General features: G+C 62.7%; 17 protein-coding genes. 6 read left to right on the forward strand and 11 right to left on the reverse strand.

Annotated features, from left to right (window positions below):
• Window positions 1–269 precede the first annotated feature (269 nt).
• The 7 genes from uvrC to R2E40_RS14740 form a co-directional block, all read right to left on the reverse strand.
• Window positions 270–2,120 carry an excinuclease ABC subunit UvrC gene (gene uvrC, locus R2E40_RS14710; RefSeq protein ID WP_318163737.1) on the reverse strand — a complete coding sequence of 617 codons (1,851 nt, stop codon included), beginning with the start codon at window positions 2,118–2,120 and terminating at the stop codon, window positions 270–272.
• Between the two features lie 189 nt (window positions 2,121–2,309).
• Window positions 2,310–2,954 (reverse strand): UvrY/SirA/GacA family response regulator transcription factor, encoded by a 645-nt coding sequence (uvrY, locus tag R2E40_RS14715; protein ID WP_011706579.1) that lies wholly within the window; start codon window positions 2,952–2,954, stop codon window positions 2,310–2,312.
• A gap of 212 nt (window positions 2,955–3,166) precedes the next feature.
• On the reverse strand, window positions 3,167–3,928 hold the full coding sequence (gene kdsB, locus R2E40_RS14720) for a 3-deoxy-manno-octulosonate cytidylyltransferase (RefSeq protein ID WP_318163738.1): 762 nt from the start codon (window positions 3,926–3,928) through the stop codon (window positions 3,167–3,169).
• On the reverse strand, window positions 3,925–4,113 hold the full coding sequence (locus R2E40_RS14725) for a Trm112 family protein (RefSeq protein ID WP_011706581.1): 189 nt from the start codon (window positions 4,111–4,113) through the stop codon (window positions 3,925–3,927). The genes kdsB and R2E40_RS14725 overlap by 4 nt, the downstream gene beginning before the upstream one ends.
• Window positions 4,114–4,234: 121 nt before the next feature.
• Window positions 4,235–5,236, reverse strand: a complete 1,002-nt coding sequence (gene lpxK, locus R2E40_RS14730) for a tetraacyldisaccharide 4'-kinase (protein WP_318163739.1) — start codon at window positions 5,234–5,236, stop codon at window positions 4,235–4,237.
• Window positions 5,236–7,005 (reverse strand): lipid A ABC transporter ATP-binding protein/permease MsbA, encoded by a 1,770-nt coding sequence (gene msbA / locus R2E40_RS14735; protein ID WP_011706583.1) that lies wholly within the window; start codon window positions 7,003–7,005, stop codon window positions 5,236–5,238. The genes lpxK and msbA overlap by 1 nt, the downstream gene beginning before the upstream one ends.
• Before the next feature lie 263 nt (window positions 7,006–7,268).
• Window positions 7,269–9,560, reverse strand: a complete 2,292-nt coding sequence (locus tag R2E40_RS14740; RefSeq protein ID WP_318163740.1) for a DNA internalization-related competence protein ComEC/Rec2 — start codon at window positions 9,558–9,560, stop codon at window positions 7,269–7,271.
• Between R2E40_RS14740 and R2E40_RS14745 the strand changes: the two genes are divergently transcribed.
• The 3 genes from R2E40_RS14745 (at window position 9,498) to R2E40_RS14755 (ending at window position 12,136) form a co-directional block, all read left to right on the forward strand.
• On the forward strand, window positions 9,498–10,016 hold the full coding sequence (locus R2E40_RS14745; RefSeq protein ID WP_011706585.1) for a DUF2062 domain-containing protein: 519 nt from the start codon (window positions 9,498–9,500) through the stop codon (window positions 10,014–10,016). The genes R2E40_RS14740 and R2E40_RS14745 overlap by 63 nt on opposite strands.
• On the forward strand, window positions 10,010–10,504 hold the full coding sequence (locus tag R2E40_RS14750) for a DUF2062 domain-containing protein (protein ID WP_045527395.1): 495 nt from the start codon (window positions 10,010–10,012) through the stop codon (window positions 10,502–10,504). The genes R2E40_RS14745 and R2E40_RS14750 overlap by 7 nt, the downstream gene beginning before the upstream one ends.
• Before the next feature lie 123 nt (window positions 10,505–10,627).
• Window positions 10,628–12,136, forward strand: a complete 1,509-nt coding sequence (locus R2E40_RS14755; RefSeq protein ID WP_318163741.1) for a helicase HerA-like domain-containing protein — start codon at window positions 10,628–10,630, stop codon at window positions 12,134–12,136.
• A 77-nt stretch (window positions 12,137–12,213) separates the two neighbouring features.
• Here R2E40_RS14755 and R2E40_RS14760 read toward each other — a convergent pair whose 3' ends face one another.
• From R2E40_RS14760 to omp38, 3 genes are all read right to left on the reverse strand, one after another.
• Complete coding sequence (locus R2E40_RS14760) at window positions 12,214–13,404, reverse strand: amino acid aminotransferase (protein WP_077095400.1); 1,191 nt, start codon at window positions 13,402–13,404, stop codon at window positions 12,214–12,216.
• Between the two features lie 175 nt (window positions 13,405–13,579).
• Window positions 13,580–14,521 carry a hypothetical protein gene (locus R2E40_RS14765; protein ID WP_318163742.1) on the reverse strand — a complete coding sequence of 314 codons (942 nt, stop codon included), beginning with the start codon at window positions 14,519–14,521 and terminating at the stop codon, window positions 13,580–13,582.
• A gap of 230 nt (window positions 14,522–14,751) precedes the next feature.
• Window positions 14,752–15,801, reverse strand: a complete 1,050-nt coding sequence (gene omp38 / locus R2E40_RS14770; protein WP_318163743.1) for a porin Omp38 — start codon at window positions 15,799–15,801, stop codon at window positions 14,752–14,754.
• A 380-nt stretch (window positions 15,802–16,181) separates the two neighbouring features.
• Between omp38 and dinG the strand changes: the two genes are divergently transcribed.
• From dinG to R2E40_RS14785, 3 genes are all read left to right on the forward strand, one after another.
• Entirely contained in the window at window positions 16,182–18,254 is a 2,073-nt protein-coding gene (dinG, locus tag R2E40_RS14775) for an ATP-dependent DNA helicase DinG (protein WP_318163744.1), read from the forward strand.
• Window positions 18,255–18,427: 173 nt separating this feature from the next.
• Complete coding sequence (locus tag R2E40_RS14780) at window positions 18,428–19,087, forward strand: DUF2057 domain-containing protein (protein WP_318163745.1); 660 nt, start codon at window positions 18,428–18,430, stop codon at window positions 19,085–19,087.
• 84 nt (window positions 19,088–19,171) lie between these two features.
• Window positions 19,172–20,068: a histone deacetylase gene (locus R2E40_RS14785; RefSeq protein ID WP_318163746.1), complete on the forward strand. Its 897-nt coding sequence runs from the start codon at window positions 19,172–19,174 to the stop codon at window positions 20,066–20,068.
• Window positions 20,069–20,247: 179 nt separating this feature from the next.
• On the opposite strand, the gene R2E40_RS14790 is transcribed toward R2E40_RS14785, so the two are convergent.
• Window positions 20,248–21,396, reverse strand: a complete 1,149-nt coding sequence (locus R2E40_RS14790; RefSeq protein ID WP_045789428.1) for an MFS transporter — start codon at window positions 21,394–21,396, stop codon at window positions 20,248–20,250.
• Window positions 21,397–21,752 lie beyond the last annotated feature (356 nt).

Raw genomic sequence — 21,752 nt, forward strand, 5'->3', positions numbered from 1 at the left:
AGCCCCAAGCCGATCACGGATGCAACCGGACAGGCGCCCGCCTTGGTCTATGAATCCATCAACAACCTCAGGATGCGGGCCATTATGGCATTTACGGCCCCCCTGCGTCACGGCTCTTGTGTGCCGGGATCCCCGAAGTGAATGAACCCAGGGTGAATGATGTGACTCAACTCGCCCCTTGCCGATACCTTGGGCGACAGCCCCTGTTCGCCATCAGGGCAAACAGGGGCAACATGGAGGCGCATGCCCCCCTTCTCGGCTACCAATGGCTAGAGCGAGTGCAGTGCGTCGTGGATGGACTGGGCCAGCTCCTGGCTGATGCCGGGCACCTTGGCGAGCTCCTCCACCCCGGCTTTTTTCACCTCCTGCAGCCCGCCCAGGTACTTGAGCAGCGCCTGCCGCCGTTTCGGCCCCACCCCCGGAATATCTTCCAGGGTACTGGTGGTGCGGGCTTTCGCCCGTCTCGCGCGGTGGCCGGTGATGGCAAAACGGTGGGATTCATCGCGAATGTGCTGAATCAGGTGCAAGGCGGGCATATCTGCCGGCAAATGCAGCTCTTCGTGACTCTCCCCCAGGATCAGGGTCTCCAGCCCCGCCTTGCGGGTCACCCCCTTGGCGATGCCTACCAGGAGCGGATATTTGCCCCCCAGAAACTCCAGCTGACGGGCCAGGATCTCTTCGGCGCGGCGCAGCTGGCCGAGACCGCCGTCGATAAACAGCACGTCCGGCACCTTGTCCGGCTCCTGCTGCTTGCCAAAGCGCCGTTCCAGCGCCTGCTCCATGGCGGCGTAGTCATCGCCGCCGGTGATGCCGTCGATGTTGAAGCGCCGATATTCCGATGAGAGCGGCCCTTCCCGGTTGAACACCACGCAGGAGGCCACGGTGCGCTCACCCATGGTGTGGGAGATATCGAAGCACTCCATGCGGGCGATGGGGAGCTCCAGCTCCAGCAGCTCCTCCAGCTGGTCGTAGCGGGCGGTGGTGGTGCTCTTGTGGGCGAGCCGCGAGCGCAGCGCGGTCTGGGCGTTGATGGAGGCAAGCTTGATGAAGCGGGCCCGCTCGGCGCGGGTACGGCTCACCACCCGCACCTTGTAGCCGGCGGTCTGGCTCAGGGTCTCGGCGATGACGTTCTCGTCTTCGAGCGCCACGTCGAGCAGCACTTCGCTCGGGATCTGCCGCCCCCCCTGCCCCGACAGATAGAACTGCAGCAGGAAGGATTGCACCACCTCGTCGAGTTGGGTATCGGCCGGTACTTTCGGGAAGTAGCTGCGCGAGCCCAGCACCTTGCCCTGGCGGATGAATAGCACGTGGATGCAGGCGGTCCCCTGCTCGAAGGCCACCCCCACCACGTCGAGCTCGTCCAGCACGTTGCCGCTCACCGACTGCTGTTCGGTCACCCGGCGCAGCGCCTGGATCTGATCCCGGTAGCGGGCAGCTTCCTCGAAGCGCAGATCGCCGCTGGCGGACTCCATCTTGCCCACCAGCTCGCCGATCACCTGCTGGTTCTTGCCCGCCAGAAACAGCTTGGCCAGCTCCACCTGCTGGGCATACTCGGCCTCGCTCACCAGCCCGGCCACGCAGGGGCCGGCGCAGCGCTTGAGCTGGTAGAGCAGGCAGGGGCGGCTGCGGTTGGCATAGACCGCATCCTCGCACTGACGCACCGGGAAGATCTTCTGCATCAGGTGCAGGCTCTCGCGCACCGCACCGCCGGAGGGGTACGGGCCGAAGTACTCCCCCTTCACCTTGCGGGCACCGCGATGAACACCGATGCGCGGGTGCTGGTGCGCGGTGATGATGATCCAGGGGTAGGATTTGTCGTCGCGCAGCAGCACGTTGTAGCGAGGCTGGTACTGCTTGATGAGGTTGTGCTCGAGGATCAGCGCCTCGGTTTCGGTGTGGGTGACCGTCACCTGCACGTCGGCGATCTGGCGCACCAGGGTGCGGGTCTTGATGCTGTCGACGTTGGCCCGAAAATAGGAGGCGAGCCGTTTTTTCAGATCCTTGGCCTTGCCCACGTAGATGACGGTACCGCCGCTGTCATACATGCGGTAGACGCCGCTCTGGTGGGTGACGGCACTGAGAAACGCCTTGCTGTCGAAGAGAGGTTCAGACGAGGTCATGCAGGCTCCGGCAAACGGGGATCGAGGTGCTGGATCTGGGGGATCACGGCAAACGGAAGTTCGAAAGAGAGGCTCATCGGCAACTCGGCTCAACGGATGAAAGCAGAAGACGGCACAGAGCATACTGCGCCAGGCCGGCAAAAAGCAAAAAGGCGGCACAGGCCGCCTTTGATGGCTACACGCCGCCCGTTACAGGGTGTCGGCATCCAGCATGCCATAGCGAATGGCCAGATGGGTCAGCTCCACATCGCCATTGATGTTGAGTTTGCTGAACAGCCGGTAGCGGTAGCTGTTGACCGTCTTCGGGCTCAGGTTGAGCTGTTCGGAAATATCGGTCACCTTCTGCCCCTTGGTGATCATCATCATGATCTGCAGCTCGCGCTCGGAGAGGGACTTGAAGGGGTTCTCGTCGGCCGAGGCAAACTGGCTCAGGGCCATCTGCTGGGCGATCTCCGGGGAGATGTAACGCTGACCGGAGTGGACCAGGCGAATGGCGTGGATCATCTCGTCCGGCGCGGCCCCCTTGGTGAGATAGCCGGCGGCACCCGCCTGCATCACCTTGGTCGGGAACGGATTTTCTGAATGAATGGTCAGCACTATGATGCGCACATCGGGCCGGATCCGCAGGATCTTGCGGGTCGCCTCCAGGCCGCCGATGCCCGGCATGTTCATGTCCATCAGGATCACGTCGGGATGGTGCTGACGACAGAAAGTGACTGCGGTTTCCCCGCTCTGCGCCTCGCCCACCACCTTGATCCCGCGGACATCTTCCAGAATGCGTCTTATCCCTGTACGCACCAACTCATGATCATCGACCAGGAATACATTAATCACCCAAACACCCCGTTTTTTATCTCGTTATATGCCAGTTAGGGTTAACACGGCGTCTTGCATCATAACCAAACTCGCTGATTTGGCAAACCATGGCCGGGAAAAGTTTGAAAGTGCTCATAAATGGTGTTTTGAATCAAATAATTATATAAAGATTAAACACAAAAAACGGCGCCCGCAGGCACCGTTCAGAGTCATTTTTGCTGTTGTCGGCATCAGTTCGCCAGCAGCGCGCGCACCTTGTCCAGATCGGCCTGGGTATCCACCCCGACCGGCGGCGCCTCGAGCGCCTGGGCCACGTGGATCTTCTCCCCATACCAGAGCACCCTCAGCTGCTCCAGCGCCTCTACTTGCTCGAGCGCGCTCGGCGCCCAGTCCACGTAACGCTGGATGAAGCCGGCGCGATAGGCGTAGATGCCGATGTGGCGCTGGTAGTGATCGCCAATCTGCTCGCGATTCGCGGCAAAGCGATCCCGATCCCACGGAATGGAGGCGCGACTGAAGTAGAGCGCGTAGCCCTCCTGGTCGGTCACCACCTTGACGGCGTTCGGGTTGAACACCTCCTCGGCGTCCTGGATCGGCACCGACAGGGTGGCCATGGGCGCCGTGGCGGCGGCCAGGTTGTCCGCCACCTGACGGATGATGACCGGCGGAATGAGCGGCTCGTCCCCCTGCACGTTGACCACTATGGTGTCGGCGGCAAAGCCGTAGTGGCGGCACACCTCGGCCAAGCGCTCGGTGCCGGACTGGTGATCCTCCGAGGTCATGCACACCTCGAAACCAGCCTGCCCGGCGCAGGCGGCCAGCGCCTGCTGCACCCGCTCGTCATCGGTAGCGACGATCACCCGATCGGCGCCCGACTGCAGGGCCTTTTCCACCACGTGCTGCACCATGGGCTTGCCGTGGATGTCGGCCAGCGGCTTGCCCGGCAGCCGGGTGGAGGCGTAGCGGGCAGGAATGACGACGACGAAGCTCATGACGACAGCTCGTCGCTGCTGAGCGGACGGGCGCGGTTCTCTAGCAGCACCGGGATCCCCTCCTCCAGCGGATAGGCCAGCTTGTCGAAGCGGCAGACCAGCTCATGCACGGCCTTGTTGTAGTGCAGCTTGCCCTTGCAGACCGGGCAGGCAATGATGTCGAGCAACTTGATGTCCAAAGCCAAAACGATACTCCTTCAACGATGTCGCACCGGCGGTTTCATCACGCCGGCGATGGATGTCGAACAACCAGATATTGCATGTGGGGCATGATAAGCCCCTTCTCCCCCACGCGGGCGAGAGAGATTAACCTTGTGCCTTGGTTGCGCCTTGCCCCTTCCCGCTCGCCCCCAGCTTGTGCAGCAGGGTATCGAGCAGGGAGGCGGGCAACTCGGCGCTGACCGGCAGATACCACCAGTTGTCGAGGGCAAAGGAGCGGCACTTGACCGCATCTTTCTCGGTCATCAGCAGCGGCTTGCCGGCAAAGCGGTCCACCAGCTCGTCCCGATCGAAGGGGTGGTGATCGCCGTAGGCCACCCGCTGATCCAGCTGGTAGCCAAGCCCCTCGAGGGTGGCGAAGAAACGGGGCGGATGCCCAATCCCTGCCAGCGCGTCGACCGGACCCGCCAGCGGCGTGGCCAGCGGGGTCTCGTCGCACACCCGATGCGGCGCGTCGGCGACCAGCCTCATGGGATACTCTCCCCGCCCTGGCTCACCGCCGTTGCAGATGATGGCGTCCACCCGCTTGAGCCGGGTGACCGGCTCGCGCAGCGGCCCCATGGGCAGCAGGCAGGCGTTGCCGAAACGGCGCGCCCCGTCCACCACCACCAGCTCGATGTCACGGGCCAGCGCATAGTGCTGCAGGCCGTCGTCGGTGATGATGATATCCACTTCGCCGCTCTGCTCCAGCAGACGCACCGCATCGGCCCGCCTGGGCGCCACCACCACCGGGCAGCCACAGCGCCGGGCAATCAGTACCGGTTCATCCCCCGCCTGCGCCGTGGTGCTGGCGGCATCGAGCCGGTACGGGTAATGGGGCGCCTTGCCGCCATAGCCGCGGCTCACCACCCCGGGGCGATAGCCGCGGGCCTGCAACTGCTCCACCAGCCAGACCACTACCGGGGTCTTGCCGTTGCCGCCCACCGAGATATTGCCCACGACTATGACCGGCAAGGAGGAGCGATAACCCTTGCGCCAGCCGTGGCGATAGGCGTAACGGCGAGTGCCGCTGATGACGGCAAACAGCAGGGCAAAGGGGGCCAGCAACCAGCGCCAGCCACTCTTTGCATACCAGAGCCGCTCCAGCATCAGGCGTTGCCACCTGCGGTGGCATGGCCGAACTGGATGGCGCGCAGCTGGGCATAGGTGCCCTGCTGGGCCATCAGCGCCGCGTGGTTGCCGCGCTCGACGATATGACCCTCATCGATCACCAGGATCTCGTCCGCCTTCTCGATGGTGGAGAGGCGGTGAGCGATCACCAGCGAGGTGCGCGCCTTGCACAGCTCGTCGATGGCTGCCTGGATGTGGCGCTCGGACTCGGTATCCAGCGCCGAGGTAGCTTCATCCAGCAGCAGCACGGGGGCATCGCGTAGCAGGGCACGGGCGATGGCGATACGCTGACGCTGACCGCCGGAGAGCGATGCACCGTTCTCGCCGACCACGGTGTCATAACCGTTGCTCATCTTGCTGACGAACTCATCGGCGTGGGCGATGCGGGCCGCCTGCTTGATCTCGTCGAGGCTGTATTTCTCTTCCGCGGCGTAGGCGATGTTGCTCGCCACCGTGTCGTTGAACAGGTGGACATGCTGGGAGACCAGGGCGTACTGCTTGCGCAGCTCGCTCAGGCGGTAATCGCGGATATTGACGCCGTCCAGCAGGATCTCCCCCTGTTCGATGTCGTAGAAACGGGTCAACAGGCTGGCAATGGTGCTCTTGCCGGAGCCGGAACGGCCCACCAGGGCCACCGATTTGCCTGCCTCCACCTTGAAGCTGACGTTGTGCAGCGCCGGGGTGTCCTTGGTCGGGTAGGTGAAGGTGACGTTGCGAAACTCGATCTCGCCGCGGGCGCGCTCCAGGGTACGGGTGCCGGTATCCTGCTCCGGCTCGGTGTCGAGCAGGCCGAACAGGCTGTGACAGGCAGTGATGGCGCGCTGGAACTGGTTGTTGACGTCGGTCAGGCTTTTCAGCGGCTTGAGCAGCATCATCATGGAGGTGATCATGACGGTGAAGGTACCGGCAGTCAGCTCGCTGCGCACGCTGTCGATGGTGGCCACATAGAGGAAGGCGGCCAGCGCGATGGAGGCAACCATCTGCACCACCGGGCTGCCGATGGCATCGGCGGCGACCATCTTCATGGTTTGCTGGCGCATGTTGTTGCTGACCTTGAAGAAGCGCTTCTCCTCCACCTTCTGGCCACCGAACATCAGCACCTCTTTGTGCCCCTTGAGCATCTGCTCGGTGGAGGTGGTGATGTCACCCACCGCCTGCTGGATGTGGCGGCTGATCTGACGGAAACGGCGGCTGATGAGGCCGATGATGATGCCCACCACGGGCCCCACCACCAGGAAGATCACCGACAGCTGCCAGGAGTGCCAGAACATCAGGCCGAGCAGGCCGATCACGGTCGCCCCTTCCCGCACCAGAGTGACCAGGGTGGTACTGGCGGCCGAGGAAACTTGGCTGGCGTCATAGGTCACCTTGGAGAGCAGGTGACCGGTGTTCTGGCGGTCGAAGAAGCTCATCGGCATCGCCACCATGTGATTGAACACCTGCTGCTGCAGACGCATCACCACGTGGTTGCCGACCCAGGCCATGCAGTAGTTGGAGAGGAAGTTGGCGACGCCACGCAGGGCCACGATGCCCAGAACGAAGAAGGGCATCCACTTGAGCACGGTCGGATCGTTGCCGTTGATCCCCTGATCGATCAGCGGCTTGATGGAATAGACGAAGGTGGTATCCACGGCGGCGTAGCCCAGCATGCCGATGATGCCGCCGATCAGGCCAAGCTTGCGGTCACGGACATAGCCGAGCAGACGCTTGAAGACAGGCCAGCTGTCTTGTGAGGTTTCTTGTTGCATGAATAGCCGTTAATAAGGGAAATGACGGGCTATTCTAGCCAAAGCGCAGGATTACACCAAGCGGTGCCCATCACCAAGGCGGGAAATCACGGCCGTTATCCCAGCCAAAGCGCAGGATTACACCAAGCATCGCCAGCGCATGTCCCTCGCCAAGACAGGAAATCACGGCCGTTATGCCAGCCACAGCCGGGTTTTCACCAAGCGGTGCCCATCAATAAGGCGGGCAATGACGGCCGTTATCCCAGCCAAAACCGGGTTTACGCTCAGCGATCAGACCAGAATGCAGGCCGCCACCAGTCACCCTTGCGGCGAAACCAGGGGCCCTGCTCCCGTTCGGCCCGGATCCGCAGCCCACCCGGCACAGGCTCGACCAAAATTTCTCCGTCCAGCCCGGTGACCCATTGGTGCGCCTCCTGGTAGCGGGCCACCACCTCGGGGCGGGGAAATCCCCACTGGTTCATGAAACCGGCGCTGTGCACCACATAGCGGGGGGCCACCGCCGCCACGAAGGGTGCCGTGGAGGAGGTGCGGCTGCCGTGGTGAGGGCTCACCAGCAGGGTGCTGGAAAGCCCCTCCCCTTCCAGCGCCAGCAGCCGCTGCTCTGCCTGCCGCTCGATGTCGGCACTGAGCAGGATGCGCCGCTCCCCGTCGCGGATCTGCAGCACACAGCCGTCGTTGTTGTGGCCGCCCCCCGGTTGCTGCGGCCAGAGCACCGCCATCTCTAACCCCTCCCAGCGCCACTGCTGGCCACGCCGGCACAGGGCCGTGAAGCGGCCGAAGTCGAATGAAGAGAGCTCGTGGCGCACCGGCAGAGCCTGCAGGATGGCGCGCCGATTGCCGGCGTGATCCCGGTCCTTGTGACTGATGACCAGATAATCCAGCACCCGCACATCGAGCCGGTTGAGCAAGGGCAAGATCACGGCATCCGCCATGTTGTAGCCGCCCGGGTAGCGATCGCCGGTGTCAAAGAGGATGCCGCGCTCGCCCCGGGTGATCAGCACTGCCAGCCCCTGCCCCACGTCCAGCACCCTCAGTTGCCAATGGGTCGGCGCCGGCCAGGCCGCCAGCAGCAGGGCTACGCCCCCTGGCAACAGCAGCGGACGACCACCCGGCACATGCCAGGCGCACCAGAGTAGGGTCAGCAGCGCCGTAAGCGGCAATACCCAGCCCGGCACCGGCCACCAGAGCTGCCACTGGCTGGCCAGCCGGGCCAATGCCCACAACACCCACTGCAGACCGACATCGGCCAGCCAGAACAGCAGGTGGGCCAGCTCCGCCGAAAGCGGCGCCAGCAGCACCCCGATGAGCGCCAGCGGTATGATGGCGATGCAAAAGAGCGGCAATGCCAGCAGATTGAGCAGCAGCGACAGCGGGGCAATCCCCTCGAACAGCGCCAGTTGCAGCGGCAGCAGCCCCAACAGCAACAAGCCCTGCAGACGAATGAGCCCGGGGTTAGCCTCCAGCAGGCTCGCCACCAGCAGCAGAGCCACCGCCAGGAAGGAGAGCCAGAATCCGGCCGAATAGAGGGCGAAGGGATCCCACAGCGTGAGCACCACGAAGGCCCACAACCAGATGCGATGGGCCGGCCACTCCCGCCGTCGCCAGCGCAGCAGACTCCACACCAGCACCATGATGAGGGCCCGTTCGGTAGCCACCGCAAAACCGGCCAGCCAGCTGTAGAGGGCGGCAAACAGCAGGGCGACCAGAATCGCCCCCCGCAGCCCGAACAGCCGCCCCAGCCACCAGCCGAGCACCGCCACCAGCGCGATGTGCTGCCCCGAGATGGCGATGATGTGGGTCAGCCCGCTGCCGCGAAACAGGCTCCACTGCTCATCCGTGATGCCGCCCTGCTCGCCGAAGGTGAGCGCCGCCAGCAGCGGGCCCTGGCTCAGATCCTGCCAGCTGGCGGCAGCGCGGGCCAACCAGCGCTCGCGCAGCCCCGTCTGCGCCGGCTCAATCTGGATCACCCGGCGCAGGTTGCCGGTGGCGGTGATCCCCTTGCCGAGCAGCAGACGCCGCCCATCCATCCCCGCCTCGTTGGCCAGGCCGTGGGCCGGTTTGAGAGAGACCACCAGAGTGAGGCGACTGCCTGCCGTCATGGCGGGCAGCGCCTGGTAGGCATTGATGCGCACCAGCGGCGCCGGAGTGAGCGCCTGCTCGTCGAGCCTGTTTACCCGCAGTACCAGCCGGATAAATTTATCGCCCTCGGGTTCTGCACTTTGCAGCTGTGCGGTTATGATGTGGCTCGTTTTTTTGCCAAGCTGATCCAGCCAGGCAAGCCGGTAGTGCAAACTCCCCTGCATCCAGAGGATGCCGCACAGCAAAAACAGCAGCCGCCAGCAGCGGTAACCGGCCAGGGGGAACGCGAGCAGCAGCATCAGGCCACCCCATTCCCATGAAGGCAACCATGGCCAAAGCAGTGAGGAGCTTGCCCCGAGGGCAAACGACAACAGACGCAGATCCATGGTGCAAGTATTTAGCAAGGTTTCAATATGCCCAAACGACTCATACAACGCTGGCTGCCTGATCCGGCGACACTCAAGGAACACAAGCACTTGCGGCTGTTTGGCAAGCTGCTGCTGGATGCCAATCTGTGGCACCTCAATCGGCGCTCGGCGGCCGGTGCCTTCGCGGTGGGGCTGTTCATGGCCTGGGTGCCGCTCCCCTGCCAGATGTTGCTGGCGGCCGGCGGCGCCATCGCCTGCCGGGTCAACCTGCCGCTCTCGGTAGCCCTGGTCTGGCTCTCCAACCCCTTCACCATGCCGCCGCTGTTCTACGGCGCCTATCTGACCGGCTGCCAGCTGCTGGGGCAATCCTCCCAGCACATCGAGATCGAGTTCACCTGGGCCTGGCTGGTGTCGGTGTTCGAGACCGTGGCCCCGCCGCTGCTGCTGGGTTCGCTGGTACTCGCCCTGCTCAGCTCCCTCATCGGCTACGCCCTCATTCGTACCTGCTGGCGCATCAGCACCGTGCGTCAGTGGCAGAAACGCAAGGTGGCACGCGCATGCTGAATCGCTGGTTTGCCCGCTTCAAGATAGACCCCGATACCCTGCGCCAGCAGAAGTGGTTCTCCCTGTTTGGCGAGCGCCTGCTCGCCCCCGCCCTCTGGCAAGGGGGGCCGCGCGCCCTGAGCGGGGCGGTGGCGGCCGGCATCTTCGCCTGCTGGTTTCCCATCCCCATGCATTCACTCATCGCGGTCGGGCTGGCGCTGGCGTTCAGCCTCAACCTGCCGCTGGCGCTGCTGGCGGTCTGGTTCAACAACCCGCTCACCCTGCCCTTCATGTACCTCTACGCCTATCGCACCGGTTGTCTGGTGCTGCACAAGACGCCGGAACCGTTTCACCTCAGCTGGACCCTGCACTGGCTGGAGCACGAGGCGGCCACTCTGGTGCCCCCCTTCCTGCTCGGCAGCCTGTTGCTGGCGGTGCTCACCGCCGCCACCGGCGGCCTCCTCACCCTGCTGCTGTTGCGCCTCGGCAAGCTGGTCCGCTCCCGCTGATCTCACCCGCCTCGTCAGCCTCTGGCGCGCTGACGAGGCACTGCCTTGCCATCCCCGGATCCTGCCACCACACTCCTTGTAACCCGTTGTTTTTCGTCCCCCATTTGCCACAAGGAACCCACCATGGCCGAACCGCTCACGCTGGCCCATGCCAATGGTCATCCCCTCTCCCTGCTGCCAGCCATGGCCAATCGCCACGGCCTCATCACCGGTGCCACCGGGACCGGCAAGACCGTCACCCTGCAGGTGCTGGCGGAGGGGTTCTCCCGCCTCGGCGTGCCAGTCTTTCTGGCCGATGTGAAGGGGGATCTGAGCGGACTGGGCGCCGCCGGGGCGGGCTCGGCCAAGCTGGACGCCAGGCTGGCCCAGCTCGGCATTCCGGCCCCTGCCTTTGCCGCCAGTCCCACCCTGTTCTGGGATCTGTTTGCCGAACAGGGCCACCCGGTGCGAGCCACCGTCTCCGACATGGGGCCCCTGCTGCTCGCCCGCCTACTCGGTCTCAACGATACCCAGAGCGGGGTGCTGGAGCTGGTGTTCAAGGTGGCGGACGACGAGGGGCTGCTGCTGCTCGATCTCAAAGACCTGCGTGCCATGGTGCAGTTTGCCGGTGACAACGCCAAATCGCTCACCACCCGTTACGGCAACGTCTCCACCGCCTCCATCGGCGCCATCCTGCGCAACCTGCTTACCCTGGAGAGTGCGGGCGGCGATCACTTCTTCGGCGAACCCATGCTGGACATTCAGGACCTGTTGCAGACCGATGAGGCTGGCCACGGTCATATCAATGTGCTGGCCGCCAGCAAGCTGACCCAATCCAGCCGGCTCTATGCCTGCTTCCTGCTCTGGCTGCTCTCCGAGCTGTTCGAGCAGTTGCCGGAAGTGGGGGATCCGGACAAGCCGGTGCTGGTGTTCTTCTTCGACGAGGCGCACCTGCTGTTCAACGACGCCCCCAAGGCGCTGCTGGAGAAGATCGAACTGGTGGTGCGGCTCATCCGCTCAAAGGGGGTCGGCGTCTACTTCGTGACCCAGAGCCCGGCCGACATCCCCGACAGCGTGCTGGGGCAGCTTGGCAACCGGGTGCAGCACGCCCTGCGCGCCTTTACCCCGAGCGATCAGAAAGCGGTGCGGATCGCCGCCAACACCCTGCGGGCCAACCCCGCCTTCGATGCCGCCGGCGTCATCACCGAACTCGGTGTCGGCGAGGCGCTGGTCTCTCTGCTCGACGAGAAGGGACGGCCCAGCATGGTGGAGCGCGCCTTCATCGCCCCGCCCGCCAGCCGCATCGGCCCCTTGAGCGACGCCGAGCGGCAGGCGCTCATTCAGCGCTCCCTGCTGCACGGCCGCTACGAGACGCCGGAGGATCGCGAGTCGGCTTTCGAACGGCTCAACAGCGGCAAGGTGACAACCACTGGCGAGCAAGGCAGCGAGCCATCATCCAACGGGGAAGGCGGCCTGCTCGATGCCCTCAATGGCATCCTGTTTGGCCGCACCGGCCCCCGTGGCGGCCAGCACGACGGCGTGGTGCAGACCGCCGCCAAGAGCGTGGCCCGCACCATCGGCAGCGAGGTGGGTCGCCAGCTGGTACGCGGCGTCCTCGGCTCCCTGCTGGGGGGCGGCAAACACCGTCGCTGAGACCAGCCTCAGGAAATGAAAAAGCCCGCCGGGTCTCCCCGGCGGGCTTTTTACTGAACGGATATCGGCGGTAGTGCTTACAACACCTTGGCGATCGCATCGCAGAGCGGATCTATGTTGGCACGGGTGATACCGGCCACGCTGATCCGGCCCGAGCCGACGATGTAGATGGCAAACTCGCTCTTGAGGCGCTCCACCTGATCCTTGGAGAGGCCGGAGAAGGAGAACATGCCGTTCTGCTCGCGGATAAAGCTGAAGTCCTGGTTCACGCCGCGCGCGGCCAGTTTTTCCACCAGCAGCTCACGCATCTCGCGAATGCGCACCCGCATGGCAGCCACTTCTTCCACCCACTCGGCATAGAGGGCCGGATCGCTCACCACGGCAGTGACGACGGCGGCGCCGTGTGACGGCGGGTTGGAGTAGTTGGCACGAATGACGGTCTTGACCTGGGTAAAGGCCACATCGGCAATCTCCTTGGTCGCGCTGACCAGGGTGAAGGCGCCAACCCGCTCGTTGTAGAGGCCGAAGTTCTTGGAGAAGGAGCTCGCCACCAGCAGCTCGTCGTGGCACTCGGCGAAGATGCGCAGACCTTCGGCATCCTCTTCGATACCGCGGGCAAAGCCCTGATAGGCGAAGTCAAACAGCGGCAACCAGCCGGCGGCAGCACTCTGCTTGGCCAGTGCGCGCCACTGATCAGCGGTCGGGTCGATACCAGTCGGGTTGTGGCAGCAGCCGTGCAGCAGCACCAGATCGCCTGCCTGCACTTCAGCCAGCGAGGCCTGCATGGCGGCAAAGTCGAGCCCCTTGCTGGCCGCATCGTAGTACTTGTACCACTTGACGGAAAGGCCGGCAGCCTGGAACACGCTGACGTGGTTGGCCCAGGTGGGATCGGAGATCCAGACAGTCTTGGCCAAGCCGTTGCGCACCACGAACTCGGCGGCGATGCGCAGGGCACCGGTACCGCCCGGCGCCTGAGCGGTCTTGGCCCGACCGCTGGCGACCAGCGCAGAATCGTGCCCGAACAGCAGTTGCTGCACGATGCGGCCATATTCGATATTGCCTTCGATACCGAGGTAATTCTTGGTCTTCTCGTCGGTCAAGAGCTTCTGCTCGGCTTTCTTGACGCAGTGGAGAATGGGGGTGGCACCGGTCTCATCCTTGTAGATCCCGACCCCCAGGTTGATCTTGTGGCTGCGAGAGTCAGCACGGAAGGCTTCGGTCAGGCCCAGGATCGGATCCGCTGGGGCGGCAACAACCTTTTCAAACATGGTATTCCCTGTATTCCGTTGAGTTCGTTGGCTGGCAAAGCGTGTTGGCACACCGTCCGTGACACGCAAAACACGTGGCAAACAAAAGCGCCCATCTGGCGAGCGCTTCGTCAACTCTTTATATCACCGTGCTGGGTGGGGGCAAACCGCTTTTTCGGCCGGATCTGCGGCAATCTCAACCGATGGCATGCCACTGCGGCGCCAACGCGCACACCTCGGCAGACAAGCCACCATTGGACTCAACCAAACCGCTACAAACTGCTAACAATGACTTGGGGATCCGGCTCGGCTCCCAGGGGCGGGAGTCGGTCAGCGGCAGGGCATAGGCCGTCATGATGGGAGCCAGCGCAGTGGGCAGCCACCAGCTGGCCGGACGACCCAGGCGCTGGGCCAGGGTCAGCACCCGATCCACCCCGCTCGGGTCGAGGGAGGTAAGATGGCTCCACTGCACCTGAGGCGGCAGCGCGGCGATCACTTGCTGCAGCGCCTGCTGCGCCGAGGCGGGAGCCCAGACCAGCAGTGTCCCCACCGGCAGCACCAGCTCGGCAAAGGCGCCGACGCTGTCGGTGGTGATCACCCGCAGCAGCTCCCCCTCCCCCCACAGGATCTTGCCAAGGCCTGCTAGGTTGCGCTCGGGCAGCGCCACCTCGCCGAGCGCCTGCAACCAGGGGGCGGCATCGAGCAGGGTGCCGCCGCTGAAAAACAGGCTGAACGGCTGGGGGGCGCGCAGGCGCAGCAGCTGATCGGCGCAGAGCCGGATCCCCTTGTCTTCAAAATCGATCTGCTCGTTGGGGGAAAAGCTCACCTCGCTCTTGCGATAGAGCGCGGCGAGCACCCGCTCATTGACCTGCTCAGCCAGCTGCCACCCCTGCCCATGAAGCCACTCCTCCGGGGTCGGTGGTGCCGTGGCGATCTCGGCCAGCGTCAGTTCACGGGTCAGGTAGCGGCGGCCGGCGGGTGTCAGCTCATAGTGGTGGTTGCCCAGCGCCAACAGCAGCTGGTTGTCCTTGAGCAGGCCTAGCAGGGGTTGCCACTGACGGGCGCGGACCACCGAAGTAGGGTTGTCCAGCAGCTGGCGGGCCAGCTCCCGCCACTGCGGGTGACTAAAGTCAATCAAGCGTCATCCTTCCTTGTCTGCCGAACATACTGCAACGAGCTGAATAATCTAGCGATTCGCTGGCCGGGAGCCAAGTACAGAAAAGAGACAACGTGAACTGGCGCAAGCCAAACAGGAGAAAGAGAGGATGATCAACAGAGGGGAACAGAAATAATCAAGTGGGAAACAGATAAAACAAAACGGCCAAGCAAGCTTGGCCGTTTATCAACTAAATCAGCGCAGAGGCTGGATTAGAAGTTGTATTGCAGGGCAACGGTCCACTCGTCGTCCATCTTGTCGATACCCTGGATTTTGTACTCGGTGTAAGCTTTCAGCTTGGAAGTGAAAGCGTACTGTACACCCAGCAGGGTTTCGTCAACCATGTCTTCGTAGGAAGAACCCGCGGTGTTGTCTTTACCTTCCTTGAAGTTGTAACCGGCCAGGAAGGTCCAGGCATCAACGTTATAGGAAGCCGCCAGCTCGTAGCCACGACCTTCACCCTTATAACCTGTGGTGTCGTTCTTCAGATCACCGTCAGTGTAGACACCGGCGAAGTAGAAGCCGTTGATGGCGTAGTGTGCACCCAGAGCCCACTCGGACTTCTTACCAGTGTTGGTATTAGTGGTACTTTCCAAATCGGAGTATGCATAACCGCCATTCAGGCCCAGACCGAAGTCGAAGTCATAACCAGCGGCAGCGGCGTACCCGTAGTTACGCTTGATGCCAGGGAATTCGGTAGTGAAGGAGTTACCACCGACATCAGACACTTTGACTGCTTCATTGTCATTGGTCTGATAGGACAGTTTGCCCTTGAAGCCACCGAAGGTGTTGGAGTAGATGATCTGGCCTTCTTGACGGCCGTCATAGAAGTTACCGTAGCTACCCCATTCGTTGAAGATATCGGTCGGTTCCAGCACATCGTAGAACGCGGTATCGGTCTGACCGAAAATGATCTTGCCGTACTGGGTGCCATCAAAACCAGCATAGATGTGACGAGATTTGAATTTGGTGTCGTCAGAGTTTTCGGCAGCTACTTGCCACTCAGTCTTGGCGATTGCGGACCAAGTGTTGTTCAGCGCAACTTTGCCGGACCAGCCCAGACGGGAGGTACCGATCAGTTCTGCATCACCATGTGTATCAGCCTGAGTGAGAGGATTGGGGTTATCACTGTCACCGTAGTAGTTAGCCTGTACACGGCCGTATACGTCAAAAGTGGTACCGTCTTTGTCATAGATCACTGCAGCGTTAGCGGCAGATGCGAACAGAGCCGGGATAGCAATAGCCAGAATTGTCTTTTTCATAGTTTCCAATGCCTACTGTAATTAAACACTAAGTCGTTGTTATTCCCTGTGTTAGCGATGTACTTTGCATCACTATGGCGCCGAGACTAGCACCGGGTTTTCCAATCCGCAATGAAAAAACTTGGAACTTTTTACGAAAAGCATAGTCATAGCGGAAAAATTGTGACCTGAATCCCACATTGTTTGCACGTCATGGGAAAACGTTTACAGTGATAACCGCTGGTATTATTCGGTCAGATTGGTGATTTATCACACAACAGCGGTGCCGCGCCCTATATAAAGAAGAGGAGGTCGGATCTGTGCGTTGCCACATGCCTCGACCCGGGTTGCCAGTTGCAGGTATCCTGTTCCCCTTCACCCTGTGCAACGGTCATTTTTTCATGCTGTCTACCCGTCTCAAAACCACCATTCGCAATACCTATCGACAAATTGCCGATGGCTTACCCGGTTTTGTGCCGCGCAAGGAGCAGAATTTTCTGGTGGCCGAGATAGCCAAGACACTGACCGGGGAATATGACAAACAGCGTCGCATCCTGGTGGCCGAAGCCGGCACCGGCATCGGCAAGTCTCTCTCCTATGCCCAGGGGGCCATCCCGGTGGCACGGCTCACCCAGAAGAAGCTGGTGATCTCCACCGCCACCGTGGCGCTGCAGGAGCAGCTGATCCACAAAGACCTCCCCTTCTACCACCGCCACAGCGAACTGCCGTTTCGCTTCATGCTGGTCAAGGGGCGCCAGCGTTACTGCTGCGAACACCTGCTGGAACAGGCCGCAAGCGGCAGTGAGATGGCCAACTTCGAGCTCGACTTCGGCAGCCTCAGCAAGCACAAGCCGTCAGACGCCGACAAAAGCTGCTATCAGGCACTGTGGCAGGCCTACACCGACGGCAAATGGGATGGCGATCGGGACAACTGGCCCAAGCCCATCCCCGATCTCTGCTGGGATCGCATCGCCGCCGACCGCCACACCTGCAACAAGGCGCTCAGTCATCATCAACACTGCCCCTTCCACCGCGCCCGCAACGACATGGATGCGGCCGATGTGCTGGTGGTCAACCATGCCCTGCTGCTCTCCGACCTCACCATGGGGGGCGGCATCATATTGCCGCCACCGGACGAGTGTATCTATGTGCTGGATGAGGCCCACCACCTGCCCACCATCGCCCGTGATCACGGCGCCGCCTCGGCCAGTGTCAAGGGTTCGCGCCGCTGGCTGGAGAAGCTGGCGCAGGGTGCCGGCAAGCTGGCCAGAACCCTCAACAAGGAGAGCCTGCTCGATCCCCAGCTCAAGCTGCAGGATGCACTGGCCTCCCTGCAGCCGGATCTGAAGGCGCTGGAGCAGTGGCTCGCCGCCAACGACCGGCTGTTCAATGAGGAAAAACACTATCGCTTCGCCGATGGCGTCTTGCCCGACCCACTGCCGATGCTGGCGGAGAACCTCAAGGAGGCGAGCAAGAAGGCTCTGCGGGCGCTGGACAGAATGCAGGGCGCCATTAGCGAGGCGTTGAAGGATGGCGAGATCCGCCGCAAGGAGGCCGAACCCCTGCTGGCGGAGAGCGGCTTCTATCTGCAGCGGCTGGAGGGGTTTTGTGCCCTGTGGGAGATGCTGGGGCGGCACGTGGCACAAGGCAAGACGCCGCTGGCCCGCTGGATGGTCAAGAGCGATGACGGCGACATCTGGCTGCATGCCTCCCCCATCGAGGTTGGCTATCTGCTGGAAGAGTGGCTCTGGTCCAGGTGTCTGGGGGCCGTGCTGGTGTCGGCAACCCTGACAGCCCTCTCCTCGTTCAGCTATTTTCGCCATCAGGTGGGGCTCAAAGAGCACGACGGCACCCGCTATCTGCGGCTGCGCTCCCCCTTCGATTACCAGAAGGCCGAGCTCTATCTGCCCAAAATGGAACACGAGCCCAGCGCCCCCGCCTTCACCCAGGAGCTCATCAGTACCTTGCCTCGCATACTGGCAGGCAAGGAGGCGAGTTTGGTGCTGTTCTCCTCTTACCGGCAGATGAACGAGGTGGCGGTGGGGCTGCGGGCCAAGGGGCTCTCCCTGCTGGTGCAGGGCGAAGCCTCCCGTAATGCCCTGCTCACCCTGCACAAGCAAAAGTGCGATGGCGGCCAGGCCAGCATCCTGTTCGGTACCGGCAGCTTCTCGGAAGGGCTGGATCTGCCCGGCCACTACCTCACCAACCTGGTGATCACCAAGCTGCCGTTCGCGGTGCCCAACTCGCCGGTGGAAGAGGCCACCGCCGAGTGGGTCGAGAAGCGGGGCGGCAACCCCTTCCTGCAGCTGACGGTACCTGAGGCGTCGCGCAAGCTCATTCAGGCCTGCGGTCGTCTCATCCGCAAGGAGGCGGACAGGGGCCGGGTCACCATCCTCGACCGACGTCTATTGACCAAGCGTTATGGCAAGGGGTTGCTCGACGCGCTGCCCCCCTTCAGCCGTCGGATTGAGTAAGACAGGGGCCCATTGGCTCGGTCAGAACCCGTGCCGTGGCTTGCGTTCGCTTTAAGCATCGGGGCCGAGAGGCAACCCAGGCGCCATAAACGCCTATTGCTGCCCTTGGGCAAACCTGTAAAAATGAGCCCCTGTTTTTCAGTGGGCACTCGCCGACTGTTCAAGGAGATGAAATGAAACTGACTGTTCTGGTGCCGGCCCTAGCTGGTCTGTTGTGGGCAGGTAGTGCCCTGGCCAATACCCAATTGGAAGTGACCACCCCCTACGTCGTACAGCTGATCGATGGCCAATCCATCAATCCCAAGCTGCTCGACAAGACCAACACCTTTCCCCTCAAGGCCGGCAAGCACCAGCTGGTCGTCGCCTTTGAAGGCAACTACTCCAGCCGCAGCGACATCAAGCTGGTGACTGCAGAGCCACTGGTGATCAACTTCACCGCCGCCGACAACCAAAAGCTGGTGCTGGACTACAAGAAGCCGCGCAACGAAGCTGAAGCCAAGTTGTTCGTCAAAGAGCAGAAAGTTGCGCTGAAAGACAAGAGCAGCAACCAGGTCGTCGCCAGCGAGCAGTTCGTGCTGCCGAAAGTCGAAGGCTTCCAGCTGACCCGTGACTATCAGCAAGAACTGATCAACATGGGCAAAGCCTTCAATCAGCCCAAAACTGTTGCCATCTCCACCGCCGCCGTCATGGCCGCCAACAGCGCCCCGGTGCAAGTGGCCCCGAGCAAGGCTCAGAGCAACCCGGAAGCCCTGACCCAGTTGCAAAACTGGTACAACAAGGCCGATGCTGAAACTCGCAAAGCCTTCCAGATCTGGGTGATCCAGCAGCAGTAATGGCGCGCGAGCACTCGTTTCGTGCGACAAGGGGAGCCTGGCTCCCCTTTTTCATATCTGCCTCTCTGCCAAGGCCCTGCCGTCATGTCACTGCGCATCTTCTATCACCCCCTCTACTCCGCCCTGACTCTGCCAGCGTGCCATCGCTTCCCGCTGGCCAAGTACCAGGCGTTGTTCGAGCGGCTCGGCAGCCTCGGCTATCCGCTGGCAGAAGCCGCCCCCGCCACCCCTGAGCAGATCAAACGGGTGCACGATGCCGCCTATGTGGAGGCAGCCCTCGCCGGCACCCTTGATGCCGGCGCCATTCGCCAGCTCGGTTTTCCCTGGTCTCCCCTGTTGATGGAGCGCACCCTGCGCTCGGTGGGGGCCACCCTGGCCGCCAGCCGCCATGCCTTGGAGCAGGGTTGCGGCCTGCAGATCTCCGGCGGCTATCACCACGCCCACCGGGATGTTGGCAGCGGCTTTTGCCTCTTCAACGATCTGGTGATCGCCGCCCAGGTGTGCCTGGACGAAGGGCGCTGCGAGCAGGTATTGATCGTCGATCTCGATGTCCATCAAGGGGATGGCAGCGCAGCACTGTGCCAGGGGCGGCGCGACATCATCACCCTCTCCCTGCACGGGGAGCACAACTTCCCTCGCCACAAGCCCGCCTCCCACATGGATTTTCCCCTGCCAAGCGGCATGGCGGACGATGCCTATCTCACCACGCTGGCAGAGGCGCTCAACCTGGCGCTGCGACTCTACACCCCCGACCTCATCCTCTATCAGGCCGGGGTCGATGTGCACCAGGGCGACGAGCTTGGCTATCTCGCTTTGAGCGATGAAGGGGTCCGCCAGCGCGATGCCATGGTCTTTGACTGCGCACTGCGGCACGGGCTGCCCATCGCCGCCGTGCCGGGCGGCGGCTACCGGCGCGACTGGCAGCAGTTGATCCCGCTGCATATGTCCTTGTTTGAAGAGGCGAAAAAGCGCTACGGCTAGCCGGTCATCTCTTCGTCAATCTCTCCTCTCCATGAAGCTCTAACTGGCAACCGTTGCAAACAACAAGGCGGCCCTGGGGCCGCCTCTTCTTTATACCGGGTACCCTATTGATACCGGGCACCCTAGCACCGTCTTGCCCCCCTTGTCGGGAAGCAAGATTGGGGTCCTGCTGCCCCCGTTCAGGCGTGGGCCACCGGCGTCGGGTGTTCACCCAGCTTGCGCAGCAACATCAGCAGATAAACGCACGACACACCGGCGATCACGATGAACAGCTGATTGTCCGAGTAGTGCTGCATCAACAGCGCGGTACAGGCCGGCCCCAGCAGACTGCCGATGGTGTAGCTCAGCAGCAGCGCCTGGTTCATCGCCACCAGCTGATGGTGCTCGACCTTCTCACAGGCCCATGCCATGGCCACCGGGTAGAGGGTGAAACCGGCGGCGCCCAGCACAAACAGCGCCGGGCCCATCGCCACGCCGCCGAGCATGGCCCCGCATCCCAGGATCACCACCAGTACCTGTACCCGCAGCACCGGCAGGCGACCAAACCGATCCGCCAGACGACCCACCGGCCACTGCCCCAGGATACCCGCGCTCACCATTACCGCCATCCAGTAGCCGATGCCGGCATCGCTCACCCCCCGGTGGTTCAGATAAAGCGGCATCAGGCCGTACAGCGACCCCAATACCATGCCGGAGATGATGCAGCCATCGACCCCGAGCCGCGCCTGCCGCAGCCGCAGCATCGGCCAGACCCGGGTGCTCCCTTGTTGCTCATTGCGCTCACTGACGATGCGGGTGAACAACAGCGGCAGGATAGCCGCCAATATCAGCCCGGTCGCCCAGGGCAGTACCTCCATCAGGCCGGTCGGCAGCTTGCTGACCAGCAGTTGCCCGAGCACGGTCCCCAGGTAGTAGACCATCATGTAGGCGGCCAGCAACCGCCCTCGATTGCGCGCATTGCCGCTGCACATCAGCGCACTCTCCACCACCACCCAGATCATGGCGCAGCCGATGCCGGCGAGGAACCGCCAGCCGAGCCAGCTCCAGAAACCAAGGGTGATACCGAGCCCGACACAGCCAGCGGCAAAGAGGGCGGAGGCCAGGTAGTAGCTGCGGTTGAACCCGTAGCGCTTGATCAGCGCCCCCGCCAGCAGGGTGCCCAGCAGGTTGCCGCTGAAATAGGAGGAGCTGACCATGCCCACCTGCCAGGTCGGCAGATTGTCATGGGCCAGCCAGAGCGGCACCAGGGTGTTCAACACCGCGATGGCCAGCGTGAGCAGCAGCAGGCCGCAGAGCAACAACAGCACTGGCCGGGTGTAGGTGGTCATGGGTAATACCGTGCGGAGAGTCAAAATGCGAGCGCATCATGCCACCGCCAATGCCATTGTCAATCGGCGTTAATTCGCGCTGGGGATGTTTTTTTCGCGCAGGCAACAAATCCTCATTTGGCACAGAGCTACACTTGCTCGGCAGCCGGCTTATCCCTTGATTAACGGGTAGTTTGGCGGTGTTGGTGAGGGCATGGCCGGTCGTTCATCCTCATAGTTCTTGCGCGGCTCTATGAACAGGGCAGCGGAGCTGCGCACACACAAGTACGCCACAGCAGTGGCCAAGCCGCCCCGTCACTGATGCTCAGTCTGCCCAAAAACGAAGAGGCGACCCCAGGGTCGCCTCTTCGTCAGTA

Source organism: Aeromonas sp. CD, assembly GCF_033349375.1.
GTDB classification, from domain to species: domain Bacteria; phylum Pseudomonadota; class Gammaproteobacteria; order Enterobacterales; family Aeromonadaceae; genus Aeromonas; species Aeromonas hydrophila.

Excerpts from the sequence above, each read along its gene's own strand:
- uvrC (WP_318163737.1), bottom strand. The coding sequence starts at position 2,120 with ATGACCTCGTCTGAACCTCTCTTCGACAGCAAGGCGTTTCTCAGTGCC.
- kdsB (WP_318163738.1), bottom strand. The coding sequence starts at position 3,928 with ATGAGCTTCGTCGTCGTCATTCCTGCCCGCTACGCCTCCACCCGGCTG.
- lpxK (WP_318163739.1), bottom strand. The coding sequence starts at position 5,236 with ATGCTGGAGCGGCTCTGGTATGCAAAGAGTGGCTGGCGCTGGTTGCTG.
- msbA (WP_011706583.1), bottom strand. The coding sequence starts at position 7,005 with ATGCAACAAGAAACCTCACAAGACAGCTGGCCTGTCTTCAAGCGTCTG.
- R2E40_RS14745 (WP_011706585.1), top strand. The coding sequence starts at position 9,498 with ATGCCCAAACGACTCATACAACGCTGGCTGCCTGATCCGGCGACACTC.
- R2E40_RS14750 (WP_045527395.1), top strand. The coding sequence starts at position 10,010 with ATGCTGAATCGCTGGTTTGCCCGCTTCAAGATAGACCCCGATACCCTG.
- R2E40_RS14755 (WP_318163741.1), top strand. The coding sequence starts at position 10,628 with ATGGCCGAACCGCTCACGCTGGCCCATGCCAATGGTCATCCCCTCTCC.
- R2E40_RS14760 (WP_077095400.1), bottom strand. The coding sequence starts at position 13,404 with ATGTTTGAAAAGGTTGTTGCCGCCCCAGCGGATCCGATCCTGGGCCTG.
- omp38 (WP_318163743.1), bottom strand. The coding sequence starts at position 15,801 with ATGAAAAAGACAATTCTGGCTATTGCTATCCCGGCTCTGTTCGCATCT.
- dinG (WP_318163744.1), top strand. The coding sequence starts at position 16,182 with ATGCTGTCTACCCGTCTCAAAACCACCATTCGCAATACCTATCGACAA.
- R2E40_RS14780 (WP_318163745.1), top strand. The coding sequence starts at position 18,428 with ATGAAACTGACTGTTCTGGTGCCGGCCCTAGCTGGTCTGTTGTGGGCA.
- R2E40_RS14785 (WP_318163746.1), top strand. The coding sequence starts at position 19,172 with ATGTCACTGCGCATCTTCTATCACCCCCTCTACTCCGCCCTGACTCTG.
- R2E40_RS14790 (WP_045789428.1), bottom strand. The coding sequence starts at position 21,396 with ATGACCACCTACACCCGGCCAGTGCTGTTGTTGCTCTGCGGCCTGCTG.